The sequence below is a fragment of the Alistipes sp. Marseille-P5061 genome (assembly GCF_900290115.1).
Classification (GTDB): domain Bacteria; phylum Bacteroidota; class Bacteroidia; order Bacteroidales; family Rikenellaceae; genus Alistipes; species Alistipes excrementigallinarum.
In genome coordinates, this window is the sequence record NZ_LT985748.1 from 611,782 (window position 1) to 632,744 (window position 20,963).

15 protein-coding genes are annotated in these 20,963 nt (G+C 63.2%); 9 read left to right on the forward strand and 6 right to left on the reverse strand.

Going from position 1 to position 20,963, the window contains the following annotated elements:
• The first annotated feature begins 47 nt into the window (after positions 1-47).
• The 4 genes from C8267_RS02440 to C8267_RS02455 all read left to right on the forward strand — a co-directional run bounded on the left by C8267_RS02440 (position 48) and on the right by C8267_RS02455 (position 2,259).
• The gene (locus C8267_RS02440; protein ID WP_087360865.1) at positions 48-386 is read left to right on the forward strand and encodes a PAS sensor protein; all 339 of its coding nucleotides are present in this window, start codon (positions 48-50) and stop codon (positions 384-386) included.
• Between the two features lie 27 nt (positions 387-413).
• On the forward strand, positions 414-1,436 hold the full coding sequence (locus C8267_RS02445) for a threonine aldolase family protein (protein WP_106633508.1): 1,023 nt from the start codon (positions 414-416) through the stop codon (positions 1,434-1,436).
• Positions 1,437-1,622: 186 nt separating this feature from the next.
• Positions 1,623-2,069: a hypothetical protein gene (locus C8267_RS02450; RefSeq protein WP_087360869.1), complete on the forward strand. Its 447-nt coding sequence runs from the start codon at positions 1,623-1,625 to the stop codon at positions 2,067-2,069.
• Positions 2,059-2,259, forward strand: a complete 201-nt coding sequence (locus tag C8267_RS02455; RefSeq protein ID WP_087360871.1) for a helix-turn-helix transcriptional regulator — start codon at positions 2,059-2,061, stop codon at positions 2,257-2,259. The genes C8267_RS02450 and C8267_RS02455 overlap by 11 nt, the downstream gene beginning before the upstream one ends.
• Positions 2,260-2,416: 157 nt before the next feature.
• Here C8267_RS02455 and C8267_RS02460 read toward each other — a convergent pair whose 3' ends face one another.
• From C8267_RS02460 to lon, 5 genes are all read right to left on the reverse strand, one after another.
• A complete protein-coding gene (locus C8267_RS02460; protein WP_106633509.1) occupies positions 2,417-4,420 on the reverse strand; it encodes a glycoside hydrolase family 97 protein in 2,004 nt (667 codons plus the stop codon).
• Positions 4,421-4,591: 171 nt separating this feature from the next.
• Positions 4,592-5,557, reverse strand: a complete 966-nt coding sequence (locus tag C8267_RS02465; RefSeq protein ID WP_087360875.1) for a KpsF/GutQ family sugar-phosphate isomerase — start codon at positions 5,555-5,557, stop codon at positions 4,592-4,594.
• Positions 5,558-5,559: 2 nt separating this feature from the next.
• Entirely contained in the window at positions 5,560-6,312 is a 753-nt protein-coding gene (kdsA, locus tag C8267_RS02470) for a 3-deoxy-8-phosphooctulonate synthase (protein WP_087360877.1), read from the reverse strand.
• Positions 6,313-6,826: 514 nt separating this feature from the next.
• Positions 6,827-7,597, reverse strand: coding sequence for a 3-deoxy-manno-octulosonate cytidylyltransferase (kdsB, locus tag C8267_RS02475; protein WP_106633510.1), 771 nt, complete (start codon positions 7,595-7,597; stop codon positions 6,827-6,829).
• 132 nt (positions 7,598-7,729) lie between these two features.
• Positions 7,730-10,225 carry an endopeptidase La gene (gene lon / locus C8267_RS02480; RefSeq protein WP_234025660.1) on the reverse strand — a complete coding sequence of 832 codons (2,496 nt, stop codon included), beginning with the start codon at positions 10,223-10,225 and terminating at the stop codon, positions 7,730-7,732.
• Positions 10,226-10,339: 114 nt separating this feature from the next.
• Here lon and C8267_RS02485 point away from each other — a divergent pair, with 114 nt between their 5' ends.
• Together C8267_RS02485 and rnhA are read left to right on the forward strand one after the other, a co-directional pair.
• Positions 10,340-12,973 (forward strand): valine--tRNA ligase, encoded by a 2,634-nt coding sequence (locus C8267_RS02485; protein ID WP_106633511.1) that lies wholly within the window; start codon positions 10,340-10,342, stop codon positions 12,971-12,973.
• Positions 12,974-13,257: 284 nt separating this feature from the next.
• On the forward strand, positions 13,258-13,716 hold the full coding sequence (gene rnhA, locus C8267_RS02490; RefSeq protein WP_087360883.1) for a ribonuclease HI: 459 nt from the start codon (positions 13,258-13,260) through the stop codon (positions 13,714-13,716).
• Positions 13,717-14,027: 311 nt separating this feature from the next.
• Here rnhA and C8267_RS02495 read toward each other — a convergent pair whose 3' ends face one another.
• On the reverse strand, positions 14,028-14,546 hold the full coding sequence (locus C8267_RS02495; RefSeq protein WP_106633512.1) for a flavin reductase family protein: 519 nt from the start codon (positions 14,544-14,546) through the stop codon (positions 14,028-14,030).
• A gap of 124 nt (positions 14,547-14,670) precedes the next feature.
• On the opposite strand from C8267_RS02495, the gene C8267_RS02500 reads away from it, so the two are divergent.
• The 3 genes from C8267_RS02500 to ileS all read left to right on the forward strand — a co-directional run bounded on the left by C8267_RS02500 (position 14,671) and on the right by ileS (position 20,834).
• Positions 14,671-16,506, forward strand: a complete 1,836-nt coding sequence (locus C8267_RS02500; protein ID WP_106633513.1) for an ABC transporter ATP-binding protein — start codon at positions 14,671-14,673, stop codon at positions 16,504-16,506.
• A gap of 21 nt (positions 16,507-16,527) precedes the next feature.
• Positions 16,528-17,082: a sugar O-acetyltransferase gene (locus C8267_RS02505; protein WP_087360889.1), complete on the forward strand. Its 555-nt coding sequence runs from the start codon at positions 16,528-16,530 to the stop codon at positions 17,080-17,082.
• A 260-nt stretch (positions 17,083-17,342) separates the two neighbouring features.
• Positions 17,343-20,834 carry an isoleucine--tRNA ligase gene (gene ileS / locus C8267_RS02510; protein ID WP_106633514.1) on the forward strand — a complete coding sequence of 1,164 codons (3,492 nt, stop codon included), beginning with the start codon at positions 17,343-17,345 and terminating at the stop codon, positions 20,832-20,834.
• Positions 20,835-20,963: the final 129 nt, after the last annotated feature.

Here is a 20,963-nt window from a genome sequence, read left to right on the forward strand (position 1 = left end):
TCGGCGCCGGAGTGCAAAGTAAATAGGAACCAACAACCCATAACGTCATGGAACCCGAATTCAACGCCCCGTCGTGGAGCGACGAGCTGGACTGCGCCGTCACGCTCTGCGACACCGAAGGGGTCGTGCTCTACCAGAACGAACGCTCGATAGCCGTCAACGGCGACGTGCGTGGACGGTCGATGCTCCCCTGCCACAACGAACGCTCGCGCGCCATCATCGCCCGCCTCATTGCCGAGGGGGGCCGCAACGTCTACACCATCGAGAAGCGCGGCGTACACAAGCTGATTTACCAGACCGCGTGGCGCCGCAAGGGGGTCATCGGCGGACTGGTCGAGTTCTCGCTCGAACTGCCCGACAAGATGCCCCACTACGTACGAAGCTGATTCCATCCAATTAAAAAACGCTGCACGATGCTCCATTTCGATTGCGACTACATGGAGGGGGCCCATCCCGAGGTGATGCGCCGTCTGGTCGAGACCAACCTGGAACAGAGCCCGGGATACGGGCTCGACCCCCACACGGCCCACGCCCGCGAACTCATCCGCCGGGCATGCGGCGCTCCCGATGCCGAGGTCTACCTGCTGGTGGGCGGCACGCAGACCAACGCCACGGTCATCGACGGCCTGCTGCGCCGTCACGAAGGGGTGCTGGCCGCTACGACGGGTCACATCAACGTCCACGAGGCGGGTGCCATCGAGGCGGCGGGCCACAAGGTGCTCACGCTGCCCGAACACGAGGGCAAGGTGCGGGTCGAGGAGGTGGAGCACTACATCGACGACTTCTACCGCGACGAGACCTGCGAGCACATGGTGGCCCCCGGGATGCTCTACATCTCGCACCCCACGGAACTCGGCACGCTCTACACCCTCACGGAGCTGGAGGCGCTGCACGAGGTCTGCCGCCGGCACGCGATTCCGCTCTACATGGACGGCGCCCGACTCTCCTACGCCCTGGCTGCGGAGGAGAACACGCTCTCGCTGCACGACATCGCCCGGCTGTGCGACGTCTTCTACATCGGCGGCACGAAGACCGGCCTGCTCTTCGGCGAGGCGGTCGTAGCCCACCCGGGACTGCTGCCCCACTTCTTCACCCTCGTCAAGCAGCACGGCGCCCTGCTGGCCAAGGGGCGGCTGCTGGGCCTCCAGTTCGAGACGCTCTTCACCGACGGACTCTATCTGCGTATCGCGCGGCAGGCCATCACGACGGCCCGACGCCTCAGGGAGGCGCTGCTCCGGAAGGGGTATCGCCCCTACATCGACTCGCCGACCAACCAGCTCTTCTTCGTGCTGCCCAACAGCGAAATCGACCGTCTGAGCCAATACGCGACCTTCGAGCTGTGGGGTGCCCGCGGCAAGGAGGAGTCCGTCGTCCGCTTCGTCACCAGCTGGGCCACCGGGGAGCAGCAGGTCGACGAACTGATTGCCCGACTCTAACGGCTGCAGCCTCCGCCCCGCCTCCCATTGCGGAGTATTGCTCCGCGAAAGAGGCATTTTCCATCCGACAAGCATTTTTTGTCGCGTATACTTGCTAAAATGTAAAATATACTTTACATTTGCAGCAGCAGACGGGAGCAGTGCGCACCTCCGCCGGTCTGCCGACACCGACAAAAAAGGACAACCATGGACAAAACACTGCTGCTGCCCCATTGGTTCAAGAGAATCGGATGGGTGCTTTTCATCCCGACGGCCCTCTTCGGGCTGCTGATGGCAATCGACGGATTCAACGGCGTCCCTTCGTACCTGCTGCCCGAAGCGGTTGCGCGGGGAGAGTTGCTCGACCATCTGTGCAACAACATCGTACTGTTCGGCATTCTGCTCGGAGTGCTCTTCATCACATGTTCGCGCGAGCGCATCGAGGACGAGTGCATCGCCCGCATCCGCCTCAACGCGCTGCTGGGGGCGCTCTACGCAACCTTCGGCCTCACGCTGATAACCGCCCTCGTGCTCTACGACTTCGAATTTCTCTACTTCATGATTTTCAACCTCTGCCTGCTGCCCGTACTCTTTCTCATCATCGAGCAGCTGCTGCTGTGGAGGTTCAGACAGGAGGGCCGACATGAAGAATAGCATCCGTGTGGCACGCGCCGAGGTGCGCATGACCCAACAACAGCTGGCCGATGCAGTGGGCGTAAGCCGCCAGACGGTGAATGCCATCGAGAGCGGGAAGTTCATCCCCTCGACGCTGCTGGCCCTCAAGCTCGCCCGCCAGTTCCGAAAGCGGGTCGAGGAGCTCTTCACACTCGACGAGGAGGATTAGCCCGTCCCCTCGCTCGTATATATTGAGAGGTCCCCGCTGCTGCGCAAAGATGCAGCAGCGGGGACCTCTTCATTCAGCCACCCGGAAGGTATCGCAACTGGACATCGCAGCCGGGTCATCGCAGCCGGCCGATACGACGCAAAGGCAAATCTCCCGACTACATCGGGATAAGGGTTACGGCCTGACCGCCGCCCGGCGCCATGCGCACCTCGAGCGAATCGGCTGCCGTCACCTCACGCTCCGAGATAGTGTACGACGTGGGGTTGCTCTGCCAGTCGGCATCGGCACCGTCGGCGTAGATGGTGGCGCGGTAGCGGCGACCCGCCTCGAGGAAATCGAGCGGAAGGGTCAGCGTCCGCGCCTGCTCGTTGGTCGCAGCACCGAGGAAGTAGCGGTCGCCCGCACGGCGCACCACCGCCACGAACTCGCCCGGTTCGCCGGCCAGAGCACGCGACCAGTCGCAGTCGGCGTCAAAATCGCGGAAGAACTGGAAGGCGGGGTGCCCCTCGTAGTGCTCAATCATGTCGGAGGCCATCTGCACGGGCGAATAGAGAATCACCCAGTTGGCAATCTGCTTGGCGAGGGTCGTATTGACGCGGCTCGTCCCCTGGTCCAGGTCGTTCCACTTGCGGCGGCGGGGCGAGTTGCGCGTATTTTCGAAGAGGATGTCGAACGTGCCGGGCGTGTAGTCCATCGGGCCACCCAGCAGGCGCGTGAAGGGAAGCATCACCGTATGCGAAGGGGGATTGCCGTCGCTCCAGGCGTTCCACTCCATGCCGCGGGCCCCCTCGCGCGACATCATGTTGGGCCACGTACGGCGGATGCCGCAATCCTTGATGGGCTCGTGGGCGTTGACCGTCATGCGGTAGCGCGCCGCCGTCTCAACCACCTGCTGGTAGTGGCGCACGCCGTACTGGCTGTGGTGGAAGTAGCCGTCGGGGAAACCGCCGGCGTAGCCCGTCTTGAGGTTGTGCACCCCGTGGTCCGTATACCAGGCCATCGCCTGTTCGAGCTGCCGCTCGTAGTTGGGGATGTTGCCGCCCGTCTCGTGGTGGCCGATGATTTCGATGCCCCGCTCGGCGGCATAGCGCGCCACCTCATCCATGTCGAAGTCGGCATAGGGCCGCGTGAAGTCGAACGACTGGCGGCCGCCCCAGCTCTCCCAGCCTTCGTTCCACCCCTCGAACAGCACCCCCTGGATGTTGTTCGCCGCGGCGAAGTCGATGTAGCGCTTGGCATTCTCGGTCGTGGCGCCGTGGCGTTCGTCCATCGTCCAGCTCTCGACCCCGAGGTGCATGCCCCACCAGACGCCGACGTACTTCATCGGACGAATCCAGCTCGTGTCCTCGATTTTGCAGGGTTCGTTCAGGTTGAGAATCAGCCCCGAATTAATCAGCCCCACCGCCTCGTCGGCCAGCTGCACCGTACGCCACGCCGTCGTGAAGCTGCCCGCCGTGCGGGCCTTCGTGCCGTCGGGAAGAGGCGCCAGCTCCGACTTGAAGCAGAGCGGCGAGGTGCGCAGCAGCGTCATCTCGGGGAAGTCGTAGAGCGCCGCCTCGTGGATGCTGCCGTAGTGCCGCCCCACGTGGAAGGTGGCCGGAGTGTTGGCATCGGTCAGTTCGCTGAGCGGCAGATGGCGGTAGAGCAGTTCGTAGGTCTCGAAGTTGGCCGGGATGGTCCACGAGTCGCCGTCGGCGGCAAAGCGGAACTCGGTCCGCTCGTCGGTGATGGTGAGCGAATCGGCGTCGGGGACTTCGTATTCGTAGCGGAAGCCGACGCCGTCGTCGAAGAGGCGGAAGCGCATCGTAAGCCGCGTGCCGGCGTCGTTCGACAGGTGGACGGCCATCTCGTTGCAGTGGTTGCGCATCTGCTTGTTCTCGCCCCAGGGCTGGCTCCACTGCTCGTCGATAGTGCGGCGCTCGACGCCGCGGATGCGGAAGCCCGAATCGAGCACCGCCTCGCGGCTCTCGAAGCCGAGGGCCGAGGGAAGCAACAGCTCCTCACCGTCGGCAAGCAGCGTGTAGCTCATGCCCCCGCGGGCATCGAGCGCAAAGCGAAGTTCATAGCGCCCGTCGGGCGAGCTGAGCGAGGTATCCGAAGAGCAGGCGGCAAGGAGCAGTGCCGCCGCCAGCGGAAGCAAAAGGGAAATGACTCTTTTCATGGTGTTGCGGTTACGGTTTTCGGGGTTTGGCGGAGCCGACTCAAGGAGCGGCCGGAAGCGTGCTGAAAAGGTCGATGGGTCGGCCCCGTCCGGGCTCTCCGCAATGCAGGCGGCCTTCGGATGCACAATCCGAAGGTCGCCTGCAAGGCGTTGCGGCGCGTTCGGCCGCCGTCAGAGCTTGATGTCGTAAATCTGGATGACACCCACCAGCTTGCCGGCCTCGTCGTTGACCAGCAGCGAGGTAATCTTGTTGCGCGTCATCATCTTCTCGGCCTCGATGAGCTTCGCATCGGCGCAGATGCTCTTGGGGTTGGGCGTGGCGATGTCCGCCGCGCGGATGTTGAAGAAGTCGGCCCGGCGGCGCTCCATCGTGCGGCGTACGTCGCCGTCGGTCACGATGCCCTCAACGCGGTCGCCCTCGCAGATGATGATGAGTCCCAAACCGCCCTTGCTGATGGTGTGAATCATCTCGGTGGCCGAGCAGTCGGGCCCCACGATGGGCAGGTCGTGCGAACGCATCACGTTGCCGACGGTCATCAGCAGGCGACGGCCAAGGCTTCCGCCCGGATGCAGCCGCGCGAAGTCGATGCTCGTGAAGCCGCGCAGCTTCATCAGCGAGACGGCCAGCGCGTCGCCCATGGCTATCTGGGCCGTGGTCGAGGTGGTGGGGGCCAGGTGGAGGATGCAGGCCTCCTCCTCGACCCGCACATCGAGGTGAATGTCCGAATTCTTGGCCAGCGTCGATTCGGCGTTGCCCGTCATCGAGATGAGCGTATTGCCGTTGGTGTGGATGAAGGGGACAATCTTGAGGATTTCGTCCGTCTCGCCCGAATAGGAGAGCGCCAGAATGATGTCCTCCTTCGAAATCATGCCCAAATCGCCGTGGAAGGCCTCTCCGGGGTGGAGGAAGAAGCTCGGCGTACCGGTCGAGGCGAGCGTGGCGGCGATTTTGCGCCCCACGAGGCCCGATTTGCCCATACCCGTCACGATGCATTTGCCCCGGCTGGCGAGAATCGCCTCCACGGCCTGCACGAAGCTGTCGCCCAGCGACTGTTCGAGGTGGCCGAGTGCCAGCATTTCGGTATGCAGGGCCCGGCGGGCCACCTCCAGAATCTGGGACTTGTTGTTGTCCGTCATGTTTACAGCAAAGATTTGATTACGTTCTCCAGTTCGCCGAGCGGCAGCATGTTGGGGCCGTCGCTCTTGGCCCGGTCGGGGTCTGGATGCACCTCGAAGAAGTAGCCGTTGGCACCGAAGGCCTTGGCCGCCAGCGCCATGGCGGGGACGAACTCGCGGTTTCCGCCCGTCTTGCCGCCCGCCGCTCCGGGACGCTGTACCGAGTGCGTGCAGTCCATAACCACCGTGCGGGCAATGTGCAGCATGTCGGCGATATTGCGGAAGTCGACCACCAGGTTGTTGTAGCCGTAGATGTTGCCCCGCTCCGTGAGCCAGATTTCGCGGGCGCCCGACTCGAAAGCCTTCTCGTAGGGGTAGCGCATGTCGGCACCCGAGAGGAACTGCGCCTTCTTGATGTTGACAATCCGGCCCGTGCGCGCGGCGGCGACCAGCAGGTCGGTCTGGCGGCAGAGGAAGGCCGGAATCTGAATCACGTCGACCACCTCGCCCACGGGAGCCGCCTGCCACGCCTCGTGGATGTCGGTCAGCAGGCGCAGGCCCCACTTCGCACGCACGTCGGCGAGCATCTGCAGCCCCTTCTCCAGGCCGGGGCCGCGAAACGACGAAAGGGAGGTGCGGTTGGCCTTGTCAAATGAGGCCTTGAAGATGATGTCGGTCCCCAGCGCCCGGTTGATGGCAACGAGGCGTTCGGCTACCGCGTCGAGCAGTTCGGCCGATTCAATCACGCAGGGACCAGCGATGAATTTGGTTTCCATAGGAACAAATATAACGCAAAAAGCCGAATCCGGCAAATTTATTCACCCCGCTCCGCATGTAATTTTACCCGCAGCGTGCTGCCGCGCCGCATCCGACCCGCCTGCGAAGCAGGAGGCACCGCAGCAGTCGAGGCGCGCCGGGCGGAGGCACGGCGGGAGCACGGCGGGAGCACGGCGGGGGCACGGCGGGAGCACGGCGGAGGCACGGCGAAGGCACGGCGAAGGCACGGCGAAGAGTGCAGCAAAAGGACCGTTCCGACGGCCCTGCCGATAAGGCCACAAGACGGCATCCGCCCAGCCCAGCCCAGTTCGGTCCGGTTCGGTTCGGTTCGGTCCAATTCCGTACAATCCCGTCCGGTCCGGGCACAAAAAAAGGCGTCTCCACTCCCTTATGGAGAAGAGACGCCTCCAATTTGCTACAAATCGGGACCATGCCGCGGAACAAATCCCGTCCGGAAACCCCATTCCGAAATTGACACTCCGGAATCAAGCCGCCGGGGAACGACAGCGACCGCTACCTCCGGTCAATCCGGGCCAGGAACTCCTCGGCGCGCGCCAAATCTTCGGGCGTGTCGATGCCGATGGTCTCCACGTCGCTGATGCCCACACCGATTTTATATCCGTTTTCGAGCCAGCGCAGCTGCTCGAGCGATTCGGCCAGTTCGAGCACCGACTGCGGCAGCGCCGTCACGGCGCGCAACACCTCGGCCCGGAAGGCGTAGAGCCCGATGTGCTTGTAGAAGGTGTGCTTCGAGAGCCACTCCTCGCGCGGAACGCCCCGCAGGTAGGGAATCACCGAACGCGAAAAGTAGAGGGCGTTCGACTCGCGGTCGAGCACCACCTTGGGCGAATTGGGATTCTCGAGCGCCGCAAGGCCGTCCGCCTCGGTGAAGGGCTTCACCAGCGTGGCGATGTCGGTACCCGGGCGGTCGAAGCAGCGCTTGACGGCCTCAAGCTGCGAGCGCTGGATGAAGGGCTCGTCGCCCTGCACGTTGACCACCACGTCGTAGGAGGCTCCTTCGCGCGCGCAGATACGGTCAAAGGCCTCGCGGCAGCGGTCCGTGCCGCTCCGGTGGTTCGGCGAGGTCATCTCGACCCGCCCGCCGAACGCACGCACGGCTTCGAAAATCCGCTCGTCGTCGGTTGCCACCACGGCGTCGTCCATCGCATCGGTCACCTGTTCGTAGACCCGCCGGATGACGGGCTTGCCCCCCAGCACCGCCAGCGGCTTGCCGGGAAAGCGCGTCGACGCATAGCGCGCCGGAATGATTGCAAGAAACTTCATCGTTCTCTATTGGGTTAACTCATCGGAACCTGTCGGCGAGAAGGAGCGTCGCGTCGGCGCCTCTCCTCCGGCCGGTCCCGCAACATGTGCTCATGCTCCCGGATTGCACTCAGCCTTCCGGAACCGCGGCGGCTATCGCTCCGCTTCCTTGGCGGACGGGGCCGCCTGCGCGACCGGAGCCGCAGCCGGGTCGGCCGGCTCGAGCGCCAGACGCAGCACGTCGTCGTTCGTCCGCACGTAGTGGAACGTCAGCCCCTCGATGTACTCGGGCTTGATTTCGGCGATGTCCTTGCGGTTCTCCTCCGAGAGAATCAGGTCGGTGATGCCGGCGCGCTTGGCAGCCAGAATCTTCTCCTTGACGCCGCCCACGGGCATCACGCGGCCGCGCAGGGTCGTTTCGCCCGTCATGGCAATCCGCTCCTTCACCTTGCGGCCCGTGTAGGTCGAGACAATCGAGGTGACCATCGTGATGCCGGCCGATGGTCCGTCCTTGGGGATGGCCCCCTCGGGGACGTGGATGTTGATGTCGTTCGTCTCAAAGAGCTTGGGGTCGATGCCCAGCTCGGCGTAGTGGGCCATTACCCACTCGTGGGCGATGGTGGCCGACTCCTTCATCACATCGCCCAGATTGCCCGTCAGACTGATGCGCCCCTTGCCGGGGGTCAGGCACGACTCGATGTAGAGGATGTCGCCCCCCACCTCGGTCCAGGCAAGGCCCGTCACGACGCCCGTCATGCCGCCCACCTCGTACTCTTCACGGAGGAACTTGGGCATGCCGAGAATCCGCTCCACCTCGGCAGCCGACATGGCCGCCTCATAGGGCTCGTCGAAGGCAATCTGCTTGGCACGGGCACGGGCCAGCTTGGCCAGATGCTTGTCGAGCGAACGGACGCCCGCCTCGCGCGTGTAGCCCGAGATGAGCTGCTCGACCACCTCGGGCGTCAGCGTCAGCTCTCCGTCGGGAATGCCGTGCGCCTTGCACTGCTTGGGCAGCAGGTGGTCCAGCGCAATGCGGACCTTCTCCTCGAGCAGGTAGCCCGGGATGTTAATCATCTCCATACGGTCACGCAGCGCCGGGGCGATGTTGCCCACGTTGTTGGCCGTGGCGATAAAGAGTACCTTCGACAGGTCGTACTCCATGTCGATGTAGTTGTCGTGGAAGGTGGTGTTCTGCTCGGGGTCGAGCACCTCCAGCAGGGCGCTCGAGGGGTCGCCGTGGTTCGAAACCGTCACCTTGTCAACCTCGTCGAGAATGATGACCGGATTCGACGAACCGCACCGCTTGATGGTCTGGATGATGCGGCCCGGCATGGCACCGATGTAGGTGCGGCGGTGTCCGCGAATCTCCGACTCGTCGTGCAGGCCGCCCAGCGAGATGCGCCCGAACTTGCGTCCCAGCGCCGCCGCCACCGACTTGCCCAGCGAGGTCTTGCCCACTCCCGGAGGGCCGTAGAGGCAGAGAATCGGCGACTTGAGGTCGCCCTTGAGCTTGATGACGGCCAGATGCTCGAGGATGCGCTCCTTGACCTCCTCGAGTCCGAAGTGGTCGTGGTCGAGCTGTTCGCGGGCGCACTTCAGGTCGAGGTTGTCCTTCGTCACGTCGTTCCACGGCAGCTCCAGAAGCAGCTGGAGGTAGGTCATCTGGACCGAGTACTCCGCCACGGCGGGGTTCAGCCGCTCGACCTTCTGCAGCTCCTTCTCGAAGGTTTCGCCCACCTCCTTGGGCCAGTTCTTCTTCTTGGCCTCCTCGCGCATGCGCTCGATGTCGGCATCGGCGCCGTCGCCCAGTTCGTCCTGGATGGTGCGCATCTGCTGCTGGAGGTAGTAGTCGCGCTGCTGCTTGTCGATTTCCTGCTTGACGCGCTCCTGGATTTCGTTCTTGAGCTCGGCCAGCTGCTGTTCGCGAATCAGAATCTCGAGCAGCTTGCGGGCACGCGCCAGCAGACCCGGAGCCTCGAGCAGCGACTGACGGTCCTCGTCCGAAAGCTCCAGATTGGTGCAGATGAAGTTGATGATGCCCCGCTTCGAGTCGATGTTCTTGATGGCGAAGGCCGCCTCCTTGGGCATGTTGGGCGAAATGTTGATGATGCCCAGCGCCACGTCGCGAATCGAGTCGACCAGCGCCTCGAACTCGATGCTCCGCACGTCGGGCATCGTGTCGCGCAGCGCCGTCACGCGCGCCTTGAAGTAGGGCTCCGTCGAGACATACTCGCCGATTTCAATCTTCTCAAGTCCGTTGAGAATCACCGTCAGGTTGCCGTTGGGCATCTCCAGAATCTTGATGATGCGCGCAGCGGTGCCCACCTTGTACATGTCGTCGGGCGAGGGGTCTTCCACCTCGCTCTCGCGCTGGAGCACGGCGCCCAGGATGCCGTTCTCGGCATTGACCGCGCGCACCAGCGAAATGCTCTTGTCGCGCCCGACCGTAATGGGGGTGATGGCCCCCGGGAAGAGCACCGACGAACGCAGCGTGAGAATCGGAATCACGTCGGGGATTTCGGTATCCTCCACCGGTTCGTCGCCACCCGTCACGATGGGAATGACCCGATGCTTGCCGTCGAGTACCTCGGGCAAAACGTTCACGTCGTCGATTTCGACGGCTTCAATCTTCTTATCTTTTTCGTTCATGGTTCTCCTACAAAATATATATGGTTGCAAAGGTAACGATTTTTCAGAAATTTTATTTTATCTTTGGCAGATTGTTAATAACTTTGCAGTCCAAATCACGTAAAAAACCGAATCATGCAGCTCGCAGACAAATACGCGCCTCAGGATATCGAGGCCAAATGGTACGACTTCTGGATTCAGCACCGCTTCTTCCACTCGGAACCCGACAAGCGGCAACCCTATACCATCGTCATCCCGCCCCCCAACGTCACGGGCATGCTCCACATGGGCCACATGCTCAACAACACGCTGCAGGACGTGCTCATCCGCCGCGCCCGCATGACGGGCCGCAACGCCTGCTGGGTGCCGGGCATGGACCACGCCTCGATTGCCACCGAGGCCAAGGTGGTGGCGATGCTCCACGAAAAGGGGATTGAAAAGTCGCAGCTCACGCGCGAGGAGTTCCTCCGCTACGCCTGGGAGTGGAAGGAGAAGTACGGCGGCATGATTCTCCGCCAGCTGCGCAAGCTGGGCGCCTCGTGCGACTGGGAGCGCACCTGCTTCACGATGGACGAGGTGCGCACGCGCAGCGTCATCCACGTCTTCTGCGACCTCTACGAAAAGGGCAAAATCTACCGCGGCGTGCGGATGGTCAACTGGGACCCCGCAGCCAAGACGGCCCTCTCGGACGAGGAGGTGGTCTTCAAGGAGTCGCACGGCAAGCTATACTACCTGCGCTACAAGATTGAGGGCACGGAGCAGTACATCGTCGTGGCCACGACGCGTCCCGAGACCATTCTGGGCGATACTGCGCTCTGCGTCAACCCCAACGACCCGCGCTACGCCTCGCTGCCGGCCGACGCACGCGTCATCGTGCCGCTGGTCGGCCGCTCTATTCCGGTCATCCGCGACGAGTATGTCGACATCGACTTCGGAACCGGCGCGCTGAAGGTCACCCCTGCCCACGACGTGAACGACTACATGCTGGGCGAGAAGTACAACCTCGAGACGATTGACATCTTCAACGACGACGGCACGGTGAACGACAAGGTGGGCATGTACGTGGGCCAGGACCGCTTCGACGTGCGCCGCCAGATTGAGAAGGACCTCGACGCGGCCGGGCTGCTCGAGAAGACCGAGGACTATACGAACAACGTCGGCTACTCGGAGCGCACGGGCGTGGCCATCGAGCCCAAGCTCTCGATGCAGTGGTTCCTCTCGATGCAGGAGCTCGCGGAGCCGGCGACGAAGGCCGTCATGGAGGATGCCATCCGCTTCGTCCCCGAAAAGTACAAGAACACCTACCGCCACTGGATGGAGAACATCAAGGACTGGTGCATCTCGCGCCAGCTGTGGTGGGGTCAGCGCATCCCGGCCTACTACCTTCCGAAGGGAGGCTACGTGGTGGCCGAGACGGCCGAGGAGGCCCTCGAAAAGGCCCGCGCCAAGACGGGCGACGCCACGCTCCAGGCCAGCGACCTGCGCCAGGACGACGACGTGCTCGACACGTGGTTCTCGTCGTGGCTCTGGCCCATCTCGGTCTTCGACGGCATCCTGCACCCGCACAACCCCGAAATCGAATACTACTACCCCACCAACGACCTGGTGACGGGCCCCGACATCATCTTCTTCTGGGTGGCCCGCATGATTATGGCGGGGTATGAATACCGCCACGAGAAGCCCTTCGGCAACGTCTACTTCACGGGCATCGTGCGCGACAAAATCGGCCGCAAGATGTCCAAGCAGCTCGGCAACTCGCCCGACCCGCTGGACCTCATCGCGCAGTACGGCGCCGACGGCATGCGTGTGGCGATGCTCATGTCCTCGTCGGCCGGCAACGACGTGATGTTCGACGAGGCGCTCTGCGAGCAGGGCCGCAACTTCGGCAACAAAATCTGGAACGCATACCGGCTGGTCAACGGCTGGCAGGTCGACGAGAAGCTCGCACAGAACGAGGTGAACGCCGCTGCCGTCGAGTGGTTCCGCAACATCATGCGCCGCAACATCACCGAGCTGGAGGCCGACTTCCGCAGCTACCGCATCTCGGAGGCCTTCAAGCGGCTCTACAAGCTCTTCTGGGACGACTTCAGCGGCTGGTACCTCGAGCTGGTGAAGCCCGCCTACCAGTGTCCCATCGACGCCGAGACGCTCGCCCGCACGAAGGAGTTCTTCGACGAACTGCTCCGCCTGCTCCACCCCTTCATGCCCTTCGTCACCGAGGAGCTCTGGCAGCACCTCGCACCGCGCCGCGAGGATGAGACTATCATGCTGGCACAGCAGCCCGCAGCCGGCGAGGCGGCGGACGAGCAGTTGCTGGCGCGCTTCGAGCTGGTGCAGGAGGTCATCACGGCCGTCCGCAACATCCGCAAGCAGCGGAACATTCCCCAGAAGGAGGCGCTGCGACTCGAGGTGATGGCCGACGAGAACTACCCCGCAGAGTATGCTCCGGTGCTGGTCAAGATGCTCAACCTGAGCGAGGTAAAGTGCGTCACCGAGAAGGACGACACGGCCGCGGCATTCATCGTCAAGACGACGCGCTACTTCGTCCCGATGGAGGGGCGCATCGACGTGGAGGCCGAGCGTGCGAAGCTGCAGCATGACCTCGAATACTACGAAGGCTTCCTCGCCTCGGTGATGAAGAAGCTCTCGAACGAGCGCTTCGTGCAGTCGGCCCCCGAGAAGGTGGTGGCCAACGAGCGGGCCAAGCAGGCCGACGCCGAGGCGAAAATCGTCGCGCTGCGCGAACAGCTCGCCGCACTGACGAAATAGGGTCCCCACCAACGGGCGACAGCCGATGCCGCCTGCGGGCCCGCAGAACCGGATGCTCCTCGCCCCCGAAGGGACGGGGAGCATTGGTTTGCCCGGGACAGCGAAAGGCTGGCCGCATGGGGGGGGCGACAGGGCTCAACCGGACGGACAAACAGAAGGGCTGAAAGACAGAAGGACTGAAGGTCCGACAGACAACCGGACAGACAACGGACGGGCAGACGGGGCCGAAGAACAGACTGTCTGGACAGACAGACGACGAAACAGCAAAAGACAACCGCACGACTTTGGAAATCACAATCTATACCGACGGTTCGGCGCTGGGCAACCCGGGGCCGGGAGGCTACGGCGTGGTGATGCTCGCCGGCCGCTTCCGCAAGGAGCTCTCGCAGGGCTACCGTCTGACGACGAACAACCGCATGGAGCTCATGGCGGTCTGCGTGGCGCTCGAGACGCTCCGCTTCGAGGGCTCCGACGTGACGCTCTACTCCGACTCGAAATACGTGGTCGACGCCGTGACCAAAGGGTGGGTCTTCGGCTGGGAGCGCAAGGGCTTCGCCGGCAAGAAGAACCCCGACCTCTGGATGCGCTTCCTGCGCATCTACCGCCGCCACCATGTCCGCTTCGTCTGGGTGAAGGGGCATGCCGAGACGGTCGAGAACAACCGCTGCGACCAGCTGGCCGTCGCGGCGGCCAACGACCGGCTCCGTCTGCTCGAGGATACGGGCTACACGCCCGGCGCCTGACGGCCGCCCTCGTCGGGCGGAGTTCTGCATCCACCGTGCAGTTTCGAAGAGAGGTCCCTGCTCCGGAAGGGACCTTGCAACGAACGGCCGGGCAACCCAAGTCCGGAGGGAGGAGGCTGCCGGGTAAAGCGGGGAAATTTTCCGGAAATGAAGAGACCCGGCGGAACGGAGAAGGCGGAGTCCCCGGAGAAGAAGGAAGAGGCAGAGGAGCAGGCCAGGCCCTGCTGCACAAGAATCGGAGAGCCCGGGAGGAGCCGTTACGACTCACCTCCCGGGCTCTCCGGTTTTCATTGCCCCGCCGGACCTGAGGGTTACTCCCCGTCGCGCACGAAGACGTGCTCAATCTGGACGATGTAGCAGTAGTGCAGGTCGTGGTCGGGATACATGCGCTCGAGCAGCTCCTTCTGCAGGAAGCCCTCGGCCTCGAACCGCCCGACATACATCTTGCGGCACTCCAGCACCAGACGCGCCTCGCCCACGGCCGGCGTTCCGGCATCGGTCCGCACGACGGTGAGTCCCGAAGCGGCGAACTTGTCCCCCTCGCGCCCCGAATGGCTGCCGCAGTAACGCAGCGCATCGCGGTAGCGCTCGTCGAAGAACGAGAGCGTCAGCCGCTCGTTCGCCTCGACGAACTGACGCGTGTAGCGCGTCGGACGGATGACGACCATGGCGGCCGGATGGCCCCATATCTGACCCACGAAGCCCCAGCTGGCGGTCATCGTGTTGCACCGCGAGGCATCACCCGCCGTGATGAGCATCCACTCCTGTCCGATGGCGCGGATGAAGTTGTCGGTGATGTCCAGGGGCGAAATTTCATGAAAGTGTTGCATGTTTTTTTCGTTTTTTTACTCCATAAAAGTAGAATAAAATCGGGAAACATGTGCCGGAATTCCGAAAATCACATTATTCTTCCTATCTTTGTAGACGTTTAGAAAAACATAATCCCATCGCCCGATGTTCAAGACCTACCTGCGGCTGCTGGGCTTCGCCAAGCCCATCGAGAAATATGCCATCCCCTACTTCTTCTATGCCGCATTCTACGCCCTGTTCAACACCATCAACTTCGTCCTGATTATCCCGATTCTCACGACGCTGTTCGACCCCGAATACGAATTCCAGCCCGTCTACGAACTGCCCCACCATCTGGGCATCAACCAGGAGACCTTCGCCCAGCTCATCGGCTACCTCTACACGAAGCTCTTCGGCACCGACTTCAGCGTCTTCCGCATCCTCGTGCTGCTGGCCCTCACGGTGATAGTCACCAGCCTGCTGAGCAACACGTTCCGCTATCTGAGCTCGTGGACCATCGAAAACATGCGCACCCGCACGCTGCAGCGTATCCGCAACGAGGTATTCGACAACGTGATGAACATGCACGTGGGCTTCTTCAGCGACCAGCGCAAGGGCGACGTCATCTCGAAAATCACCAACGACGTCTCGGTCGTGCAGTTCTGCATCACCAACACGCTGCAGGTGGCCTTCCGCGAGCCGCTGCTCATCATCGGCTATCTGGTGGCGATGATTCTCATCTCGTGGGAGCTGGCTCTCTTCTCGATTCTCTTCCTGCCCGTCGTGGCGCTGCTCATCGGGCGGATTGTCAAGAAGCTGCGCCACCCGGCCAAGACCAGCCAGAAGCGCATGGGCGACATGGTGAGCACGCTCGACGAGTCGCTCTCGGGCATCAAGGTCATCAAGAGCTACAACGCCACCGAATACATCAAGGAGAAGTTCCACGCCATCAACGCCGATTTCTCGCGGCTGCTGCTCTCGATGGTGCGCCGCCAGCAGCTGGCATCGCCCATGAGCGAATTCCTGGGCATCTCGGCCGCCGGCGTCATCCTCATCTTCGGCGGCATGCTCGTGGTGCGCGGCTCGCTCGATGCGGGAGGCTTCGTCGCCTTCCTGGCCATGTTCTCGCAGATTACGCGGCCGGTCCGCACCTTCATCGACCAGTTCGCCACCATCAACCAGGGTATCGCCGCCGGCGAGCGCATCTTCACGCTGCTCGACGCCCGCAGCGAGGTCGAGGACAAGCCCGACGCCATCCAGATGAAGGGGCTGCGCGACAAAATCGAGTTCCGCAACGTGCACTTCTCCTACGACGGCAGCCGCGAGGTTATCGACGGCGTATCGTTCGAGATTCGCCGCGGCCAGACCGTAGCCCTCGTGGGCCCCTCGGGCGGCGGCAAATCGACGCTCAGCGAACTTATCCCCCGCTTCTACGACCCCACGGCGGGCGAGATTCTCATCGACGGCATCTCGCTGCGCGACTACGACCAGGAGAGTCTGCGCGCCCACATGAGCGTCGTAGCGCAGGATACGATTCTCTTCAACGACACCATCGAGAACAACATCGCCATGGGCCGCCCCGGCGCCACGCACGAGGAGATTGTCGCGGCGGCCAAGGTGGCCAACGCCGACAGCTTCATCCGCGAGGCGCCCGAAGGCTATGCCACCAACATCGGTGACCGCGGCTCGAAACTCTCGGGCGGACAGCGCCAGCGCCTCTCGATTGCCCGCGCCGTGCTGAAGAACCCCGAGATTCTGATTCTCGACGAGGCCACCTCGGCCCTCGACACCGAGAGCGAGAAGCTGGTGCAGGATGCGCTGAACAACCTGCTCGTAGGCCGTACGTCGGTGGTCATCGCCCACCGGCTGAGCACCATCCACAACGCCGACAAGATTATCGTCGTCGAACACGGCCGCATCGCCGAGGAGGGGACCCACGCCGAGCTGATGGCCCGCAACGGCATCTATGCCAAGCTCATCGAGATGCAGTCGTTCGACTGACCCAAACACCCGCGGAAGACCATGACCGAAAAGGAGAAGATGCTTGCCGGCGAGTGGTTCTCGTCGCCCGACGAGGAGCTCACCGTCGAACGCCGGCGCACGGAGCGCCTGCTGCGCCGCCTCAACGTCGAACTGACGGCCGACGACGAGGCCTACCGCACCACGCTGCGCGAGCTGCTCGCACCAGGCTCCGAGGGCTTCATCCGCGCCCCCTTCTACTGCGACTACGGCTACAACATCTCGCTGGGCCGTGGGACGTTTCTCAACTTCGACTGCGTCATCCTCGACCTGGCCTCCGTCCGCATCGGGTGCCGCACGCTCATCGGCCCCAAGGTGCAGCTGCTCACGGCGCACCACCCCTTCGATGTACAGCAGCGCGCGGCGGGGCTGGAGGCCGGACGTCCGATTGAAATCGGCGACGACTGCTGGCTGGGCGGCGGGGTGATTGTCTGCCCGGGCGTCCGCATCGGCAACCGGGTCATCATCGGCGCCGGCGCCGTGGTCACGCGCGACATTCCCGACGATTCGGTGGCCGTGGGCAACCCCGCCCGCGTCATCCGCACCCAGGGCAAATAATCCGAGGGGCAGGAAGAGCAGGGACGGAAACAGAGGAAGAACAGAGGCGGGAACAGAGGCGGAAACAAAGCCAGAGACAGAAACAGCGGCGCATGCACCTGCCCGCTCCGCACCTGCCGTCCGACACCCCAATCATGCACGGGATGCCCCCGAAGGCGACGTTTCGGCCCCGCGAAGTACGATTTCGAGCCCCGGAGGCCCCGTTTTCCGATTCTTTTTCCTATCTTTGCGTGTTTCAACGACAATCATAAACACGCCATATGAAATTCAAGGAGTATAAAGGCCTCGACCTGGCGGGTCTGGCCGCCGACGTGCTCGCGGAGTGGGACTCCGACGACACCTTCCACAAAAGCATCTCCACGCGTGAGGGACATCCGACCTTCGTCTTCTACGAGGGTCCCCCCTCGGCCAACGGCATGCCCGGCATCCACCACGTCATGGCCCGTACCATCAAGGACGTATTCTGCCGCTATAAAACCCAGCAGGGCTATCTGGTCCACCGCAAGGCGGGCTGGGACACCCACGGACTCCCCGTCGAGCTGGGCGTCGAGAAGAAGCTCGGCATCACCAAAGAGGACATCGGCAAGAAGATTTCCATCGAGGAGTACAACCGCACCTGCCGCGAGGCGGTGATGGAGTTCAAGGGCGTGTGGGAGAAGCTCACCCGCCAGATGGGCTACTGGGTCAACATGGACGACCCTTACATCACCTACGACAACAAGTACATCGAGTCGCTGTGGTGGCTTCTGAAGCAGCTCTACGAGAAGGGGCTGCTCTACAAGGGCTACACCATCCAGCCCTACTCGCCGGCCGCCGGAACGGGCCTCTCGACCCACGAGCTGAACCAGCCGGGCTGCTACCGCGACGTGAAGGATACCACCGTCGTGGCGCAGTTCCGCATCCGCAACCCCAAACCCGAGATGACGGGCTGGGGCACGCCCTACTTCCTGGCATGGACCACCACACCCTGGACGCTGCCCTCGAACACGGCCCTCTGCGTGGGTCCGAAAATCGACTACGTGGCCGTGCGCACCTACAACCCCTATACCGGTGAGAAGCAGACCGTCGTGCTGGCCAAGGCGCTGCTCTACGCCCACTTCAACCGCAAGGCCGAAGGGCTGGCGCTCGACGCCTACAAGCCGGGCGACAAGCTCGTCCCCTTCGAGGTGGTGGGCGAGTACAAGGGTCCGGAGCTGGTCGGCATGGAGTACGAGCAGCTGCTCCCGTGGGTGAAGCCCATCGAGGTGGACGAGCAGGGCACCTGGCACGACGCCTCGGCCAAGGCCTTCCGCGTGATTCCGGGTGACTACGTAACCACCGAAGACGGTACGGGTATCGTCCACATCGCCCCGACGTTCGGTGCCGACGACGCCAACGTGGCCCGCGCAGCAGGCATTCCGTCGCTCTTCATGCTCACGCGCAAGGGTGAGACCCGCCCGATGGTCGACCTCACGGGCAAGTTCTTCCTGCTCGACGAGCTGGACGAGCAGTTCGTCCGCGAGTGCGTCGACGTGGAGGCCTACCGCGAGTACGAGGGCCGCTGGGTCAAGAACGCCTACGACCCGCAGTTCACCGTCGACGGCCGATACGACGAGAAGGCTGCCCAGGCGGCCGAGTCGCTGGACATCTACATCTGCATGCGGCTCAAGACGGCGGGCAAGGCCTTCAAAATCGAGAAGCATGTCCACAACTATCCCCACTGCTGGCGCACGGACAAGCCGGTGCTCTACTACCCGCTCGACTCGTGGTTCATCCGCTCGACGGCCGCCAAGGAGCGCATGATTGAGCTCAACCGCACCATCCGCTGGAAGCCCGAGTCGACCGGCACGGGCCGTTTCGGCAAGTGGCTCGAGAACCTCAACGACTGGAACCTCTCGCGTTCGCGCTTCTGGGGCACGCCACTACCCATCTGGGCCACCGAGGACCGCTCCGAGATGAAGTGCATCGGTTCGATTGAGGAGCTCATGCAGGAAATCGAGCGTTCGATTGCCGCCGGCGTGATGAAGGAGAACCCCTTCCCCCACTTCAAGGTGGGCGACATGTCGGCCGAGAACTACTCGACCCAAAACATCGACCTGCACCGTCCCTACGTCGATTCAATTGTGCTCGTCTCGTCGAAGGGCGAGCCGATGCGCCGCGAACCGGACCTCATCGACGTATGGTTCGACTCGGGTGCCATGCCCTATGCCCAGCTGCACTACCCCTTCGAACACGGAGGCGACTACTTCCGCACGGTCTACCCGGCCGACTTCATCGCCGAGGGTGTCGACCAGACGCGCGGCTGGTTCTTCACGCTGCACGCCATCGCCACGATGCTCTTCGACTCGGTGGCCTTCCGCAACATCATCTCGAACGGTCTGGTGCTCGACAAGAACGGCAACAAGATGTCGAAACGTCTGGGCAATGCCGTCGACCCCTTCGACATCCTCTCTACCTACGGCCCCGACGCCACGCGGTGGTACATGATTTCGAACTCGCAGCCGTGGGACAACCTCAAGTTCGACCGCGACGGCGTGGACGAGGTGCGCCGCAAGTTCTTCGGCACGCTCTACAACACCTACTCCTTCTTCGCCCTCTACGCCAACGTCGACGGCTTCACCGGCCGCGAGGAGGAGGTGCCCGTCGAGCGCCGTCCGGAAATCGACCGCTGGATTATCTCGCTGCTCAACACGCTGGTCAAGAACGTGACCGAGTCGCTCGAGAACTACGACCCGACGCCGGCCGCCCGCGCCATCCAGGAGTTCGTGGGCGAGAACCTCTCGAACTGGTACGTGCGTCTGAACCGCAAGCGTTTCTGGGGCGGCGGAATGACCGAGGACAAGCTGGCCGCCTACCAGACGCTCTACACCTGCCTGGAGACCGTCTCGAAGCTCGCGGCGCCCTTCGCACCCTTCATGATGGACCGCATCTTCCGCGACCTGAACGCCGTGAGCGGACGCCATACGGAGTCGTCGGTTCACCTGTCGACCTATCCGAAGGCCGACGAGCGGCTCATCGACTCGTCGCTCGAGGAGATGATGTCGCTGGCACAGCGCGTCTCGTCGATGGTGCTGGCCCTGCGCCGCAAGGTCTCCATCAAGGTGCGCCAGCCGCTGACCAAGATTCTCATTCCGGTGCTCGACCCCGCCATGGCGCGCCACATCGACGCCGTGCGCAACCTGATTCTGAACGAGGTGAACGTCAAGGAGCTGGAGCTCATCGAGCAGACGACGGGCATCATCACCAAGCGCATCAAGCCCAACTTCAAGACGCTCGGCCCGAAGTACGGCAAATACATGAAGCAGATTGCCGCCCTCACGGCCCAGTTCTCGCAGGAGCGCATCGCCGAAATCGAGTCGGCCCCCGAGAGCGTGCTCGAAATCGACGGGCAGCAGATTGTCGTAACACCCGCCGACTTCGAAATCACCTCGGAGGACATGCCCGGATGGCTTGTGGCATCGGAGGGCAAGCTGACCGTGGCGCTCGACATCACCCTTACGGACGAGCTGCGCGCCGAAGGTGTGGCACGCGAGTTGATTAACCGCATCCAGAACATCCGCAAGGATTCGGGATTCGAAGTGACGGACAAAATCCGCGTCGAAATCGAGCAGAAGGAGCTCGTGGCCGATGCCGTGGCCCGCTACGCCGACTACATCGGCTCGCAGACGCTGGCCGTCGAGGTGAAGAGCTCGGCCGAGCCTCAGGGCGAGGTGGTTGTCGCAACCGATATCGACGAGGAGCCGCTCCGCATCGCCGTAACCCGCATCCGATAGGGTGCTGCTGCGGCCGCGCCCCCGGGGCGTCCGGTCCGCATACGGAACTGCACAGTACAGCGGGGGCCGCAGCGAGCGGCTCCCGCTGCTGTAAACAGGGCGGAACGAAGGGTTCATTATTGACCGGAA

Coding starts and splice junctions, on each gene's coding strand:
- C8267_RS02440 (WP_087360865.1), top strand. CDS start 48: ATGGAACCCGAATTCAACGCCCCGTCGTGGAGCGACGAGCTGGACTGC.
- C8267_RS02445 (WP_106633508.1), top strand. CDS start 414: ATGCTCCATTTCGATTGCGACTACATGGAGGGGGCCCATCCCGAGGTG.
- C8267_RS02450 (WP_087360869.1), top strand. CDS start 1,623: ATGGACAAAACACTGCTGCTGCCCCATTGGTTCAAGAGAATCGGATGG.
- C8267_RS02455 (WP_087360871.1), top strand. CDS start 2,059: ATGAAGAATAGCATCCGTGTGGCACGCGCCGAGGTGCGCATGACCCAA.
- C8267_RS02460 (WP_106633509.1), bottom strand. CDS start 4,420: ATGAAAAGAGTCATTTCCCTTTTGCTTCCGCTGGCGGCGGCACTGCTC.
- C8267_RS02465 (WP_087360875.1), bottom strand. CDS start 5,557: ATGACGGACAACAACAAGTCCCAGATTCTGGAGGTGGCCCGCCGGGCC.
- kdsA (WP_087360877.1), bottom strand. CDS start 6,312: ATGGAAACCAAATTCATCGCTGGTCCCTGCGTGATTGAATCGGCCGAA.
- kdsB (WP_106633510.1), bottom strand. CDS start 7,597: ATGAAGTTTCTTGCAATCATTCCGGCGCGCTATGCGTCGACGCGCTTT.
- lon (WP_234025660.1), bottom strand. CDS start 10,225: ATGAACGAAAAAGATAAGAAGATTGAAGCCGTCGAAATCGACGACGTG.
- C8267_RS02485 (WP_106633511.1), top strand. CDS start 10,340: ATGCAGCTCGCAGACAAATACGCGCCTCAGGATATCGAGGCCAAATGG.
- C8267_RS02495 (WP_106633512.1), bottom strand. CDS start 14,546: ATGCAACACTTTCATGAAATTTCGCCCCTGGACATCACCGACAACTTC.
- C8267_RS02500 (WP_106633513.1), top strand. CDS start 14,671: ATGTTCAAGACCTACCTGCGGCTGCTGGGCTTCGCCAAGCCCATCGAG.
- C8267_RS02505 (WP_087360889.1), top strand. CDS start 16,528: ATGACCGAAAAGGAGAAGATGCTTGCCGGCGAGTGGTTCTCGTCGCCC.
- ileS (WP_106633514.1), top strand. CDS start 17,343: ATGAAATTCAAGGAGTATAAAGGCCTCGACCTGGCGGGTCTGGCCGCC.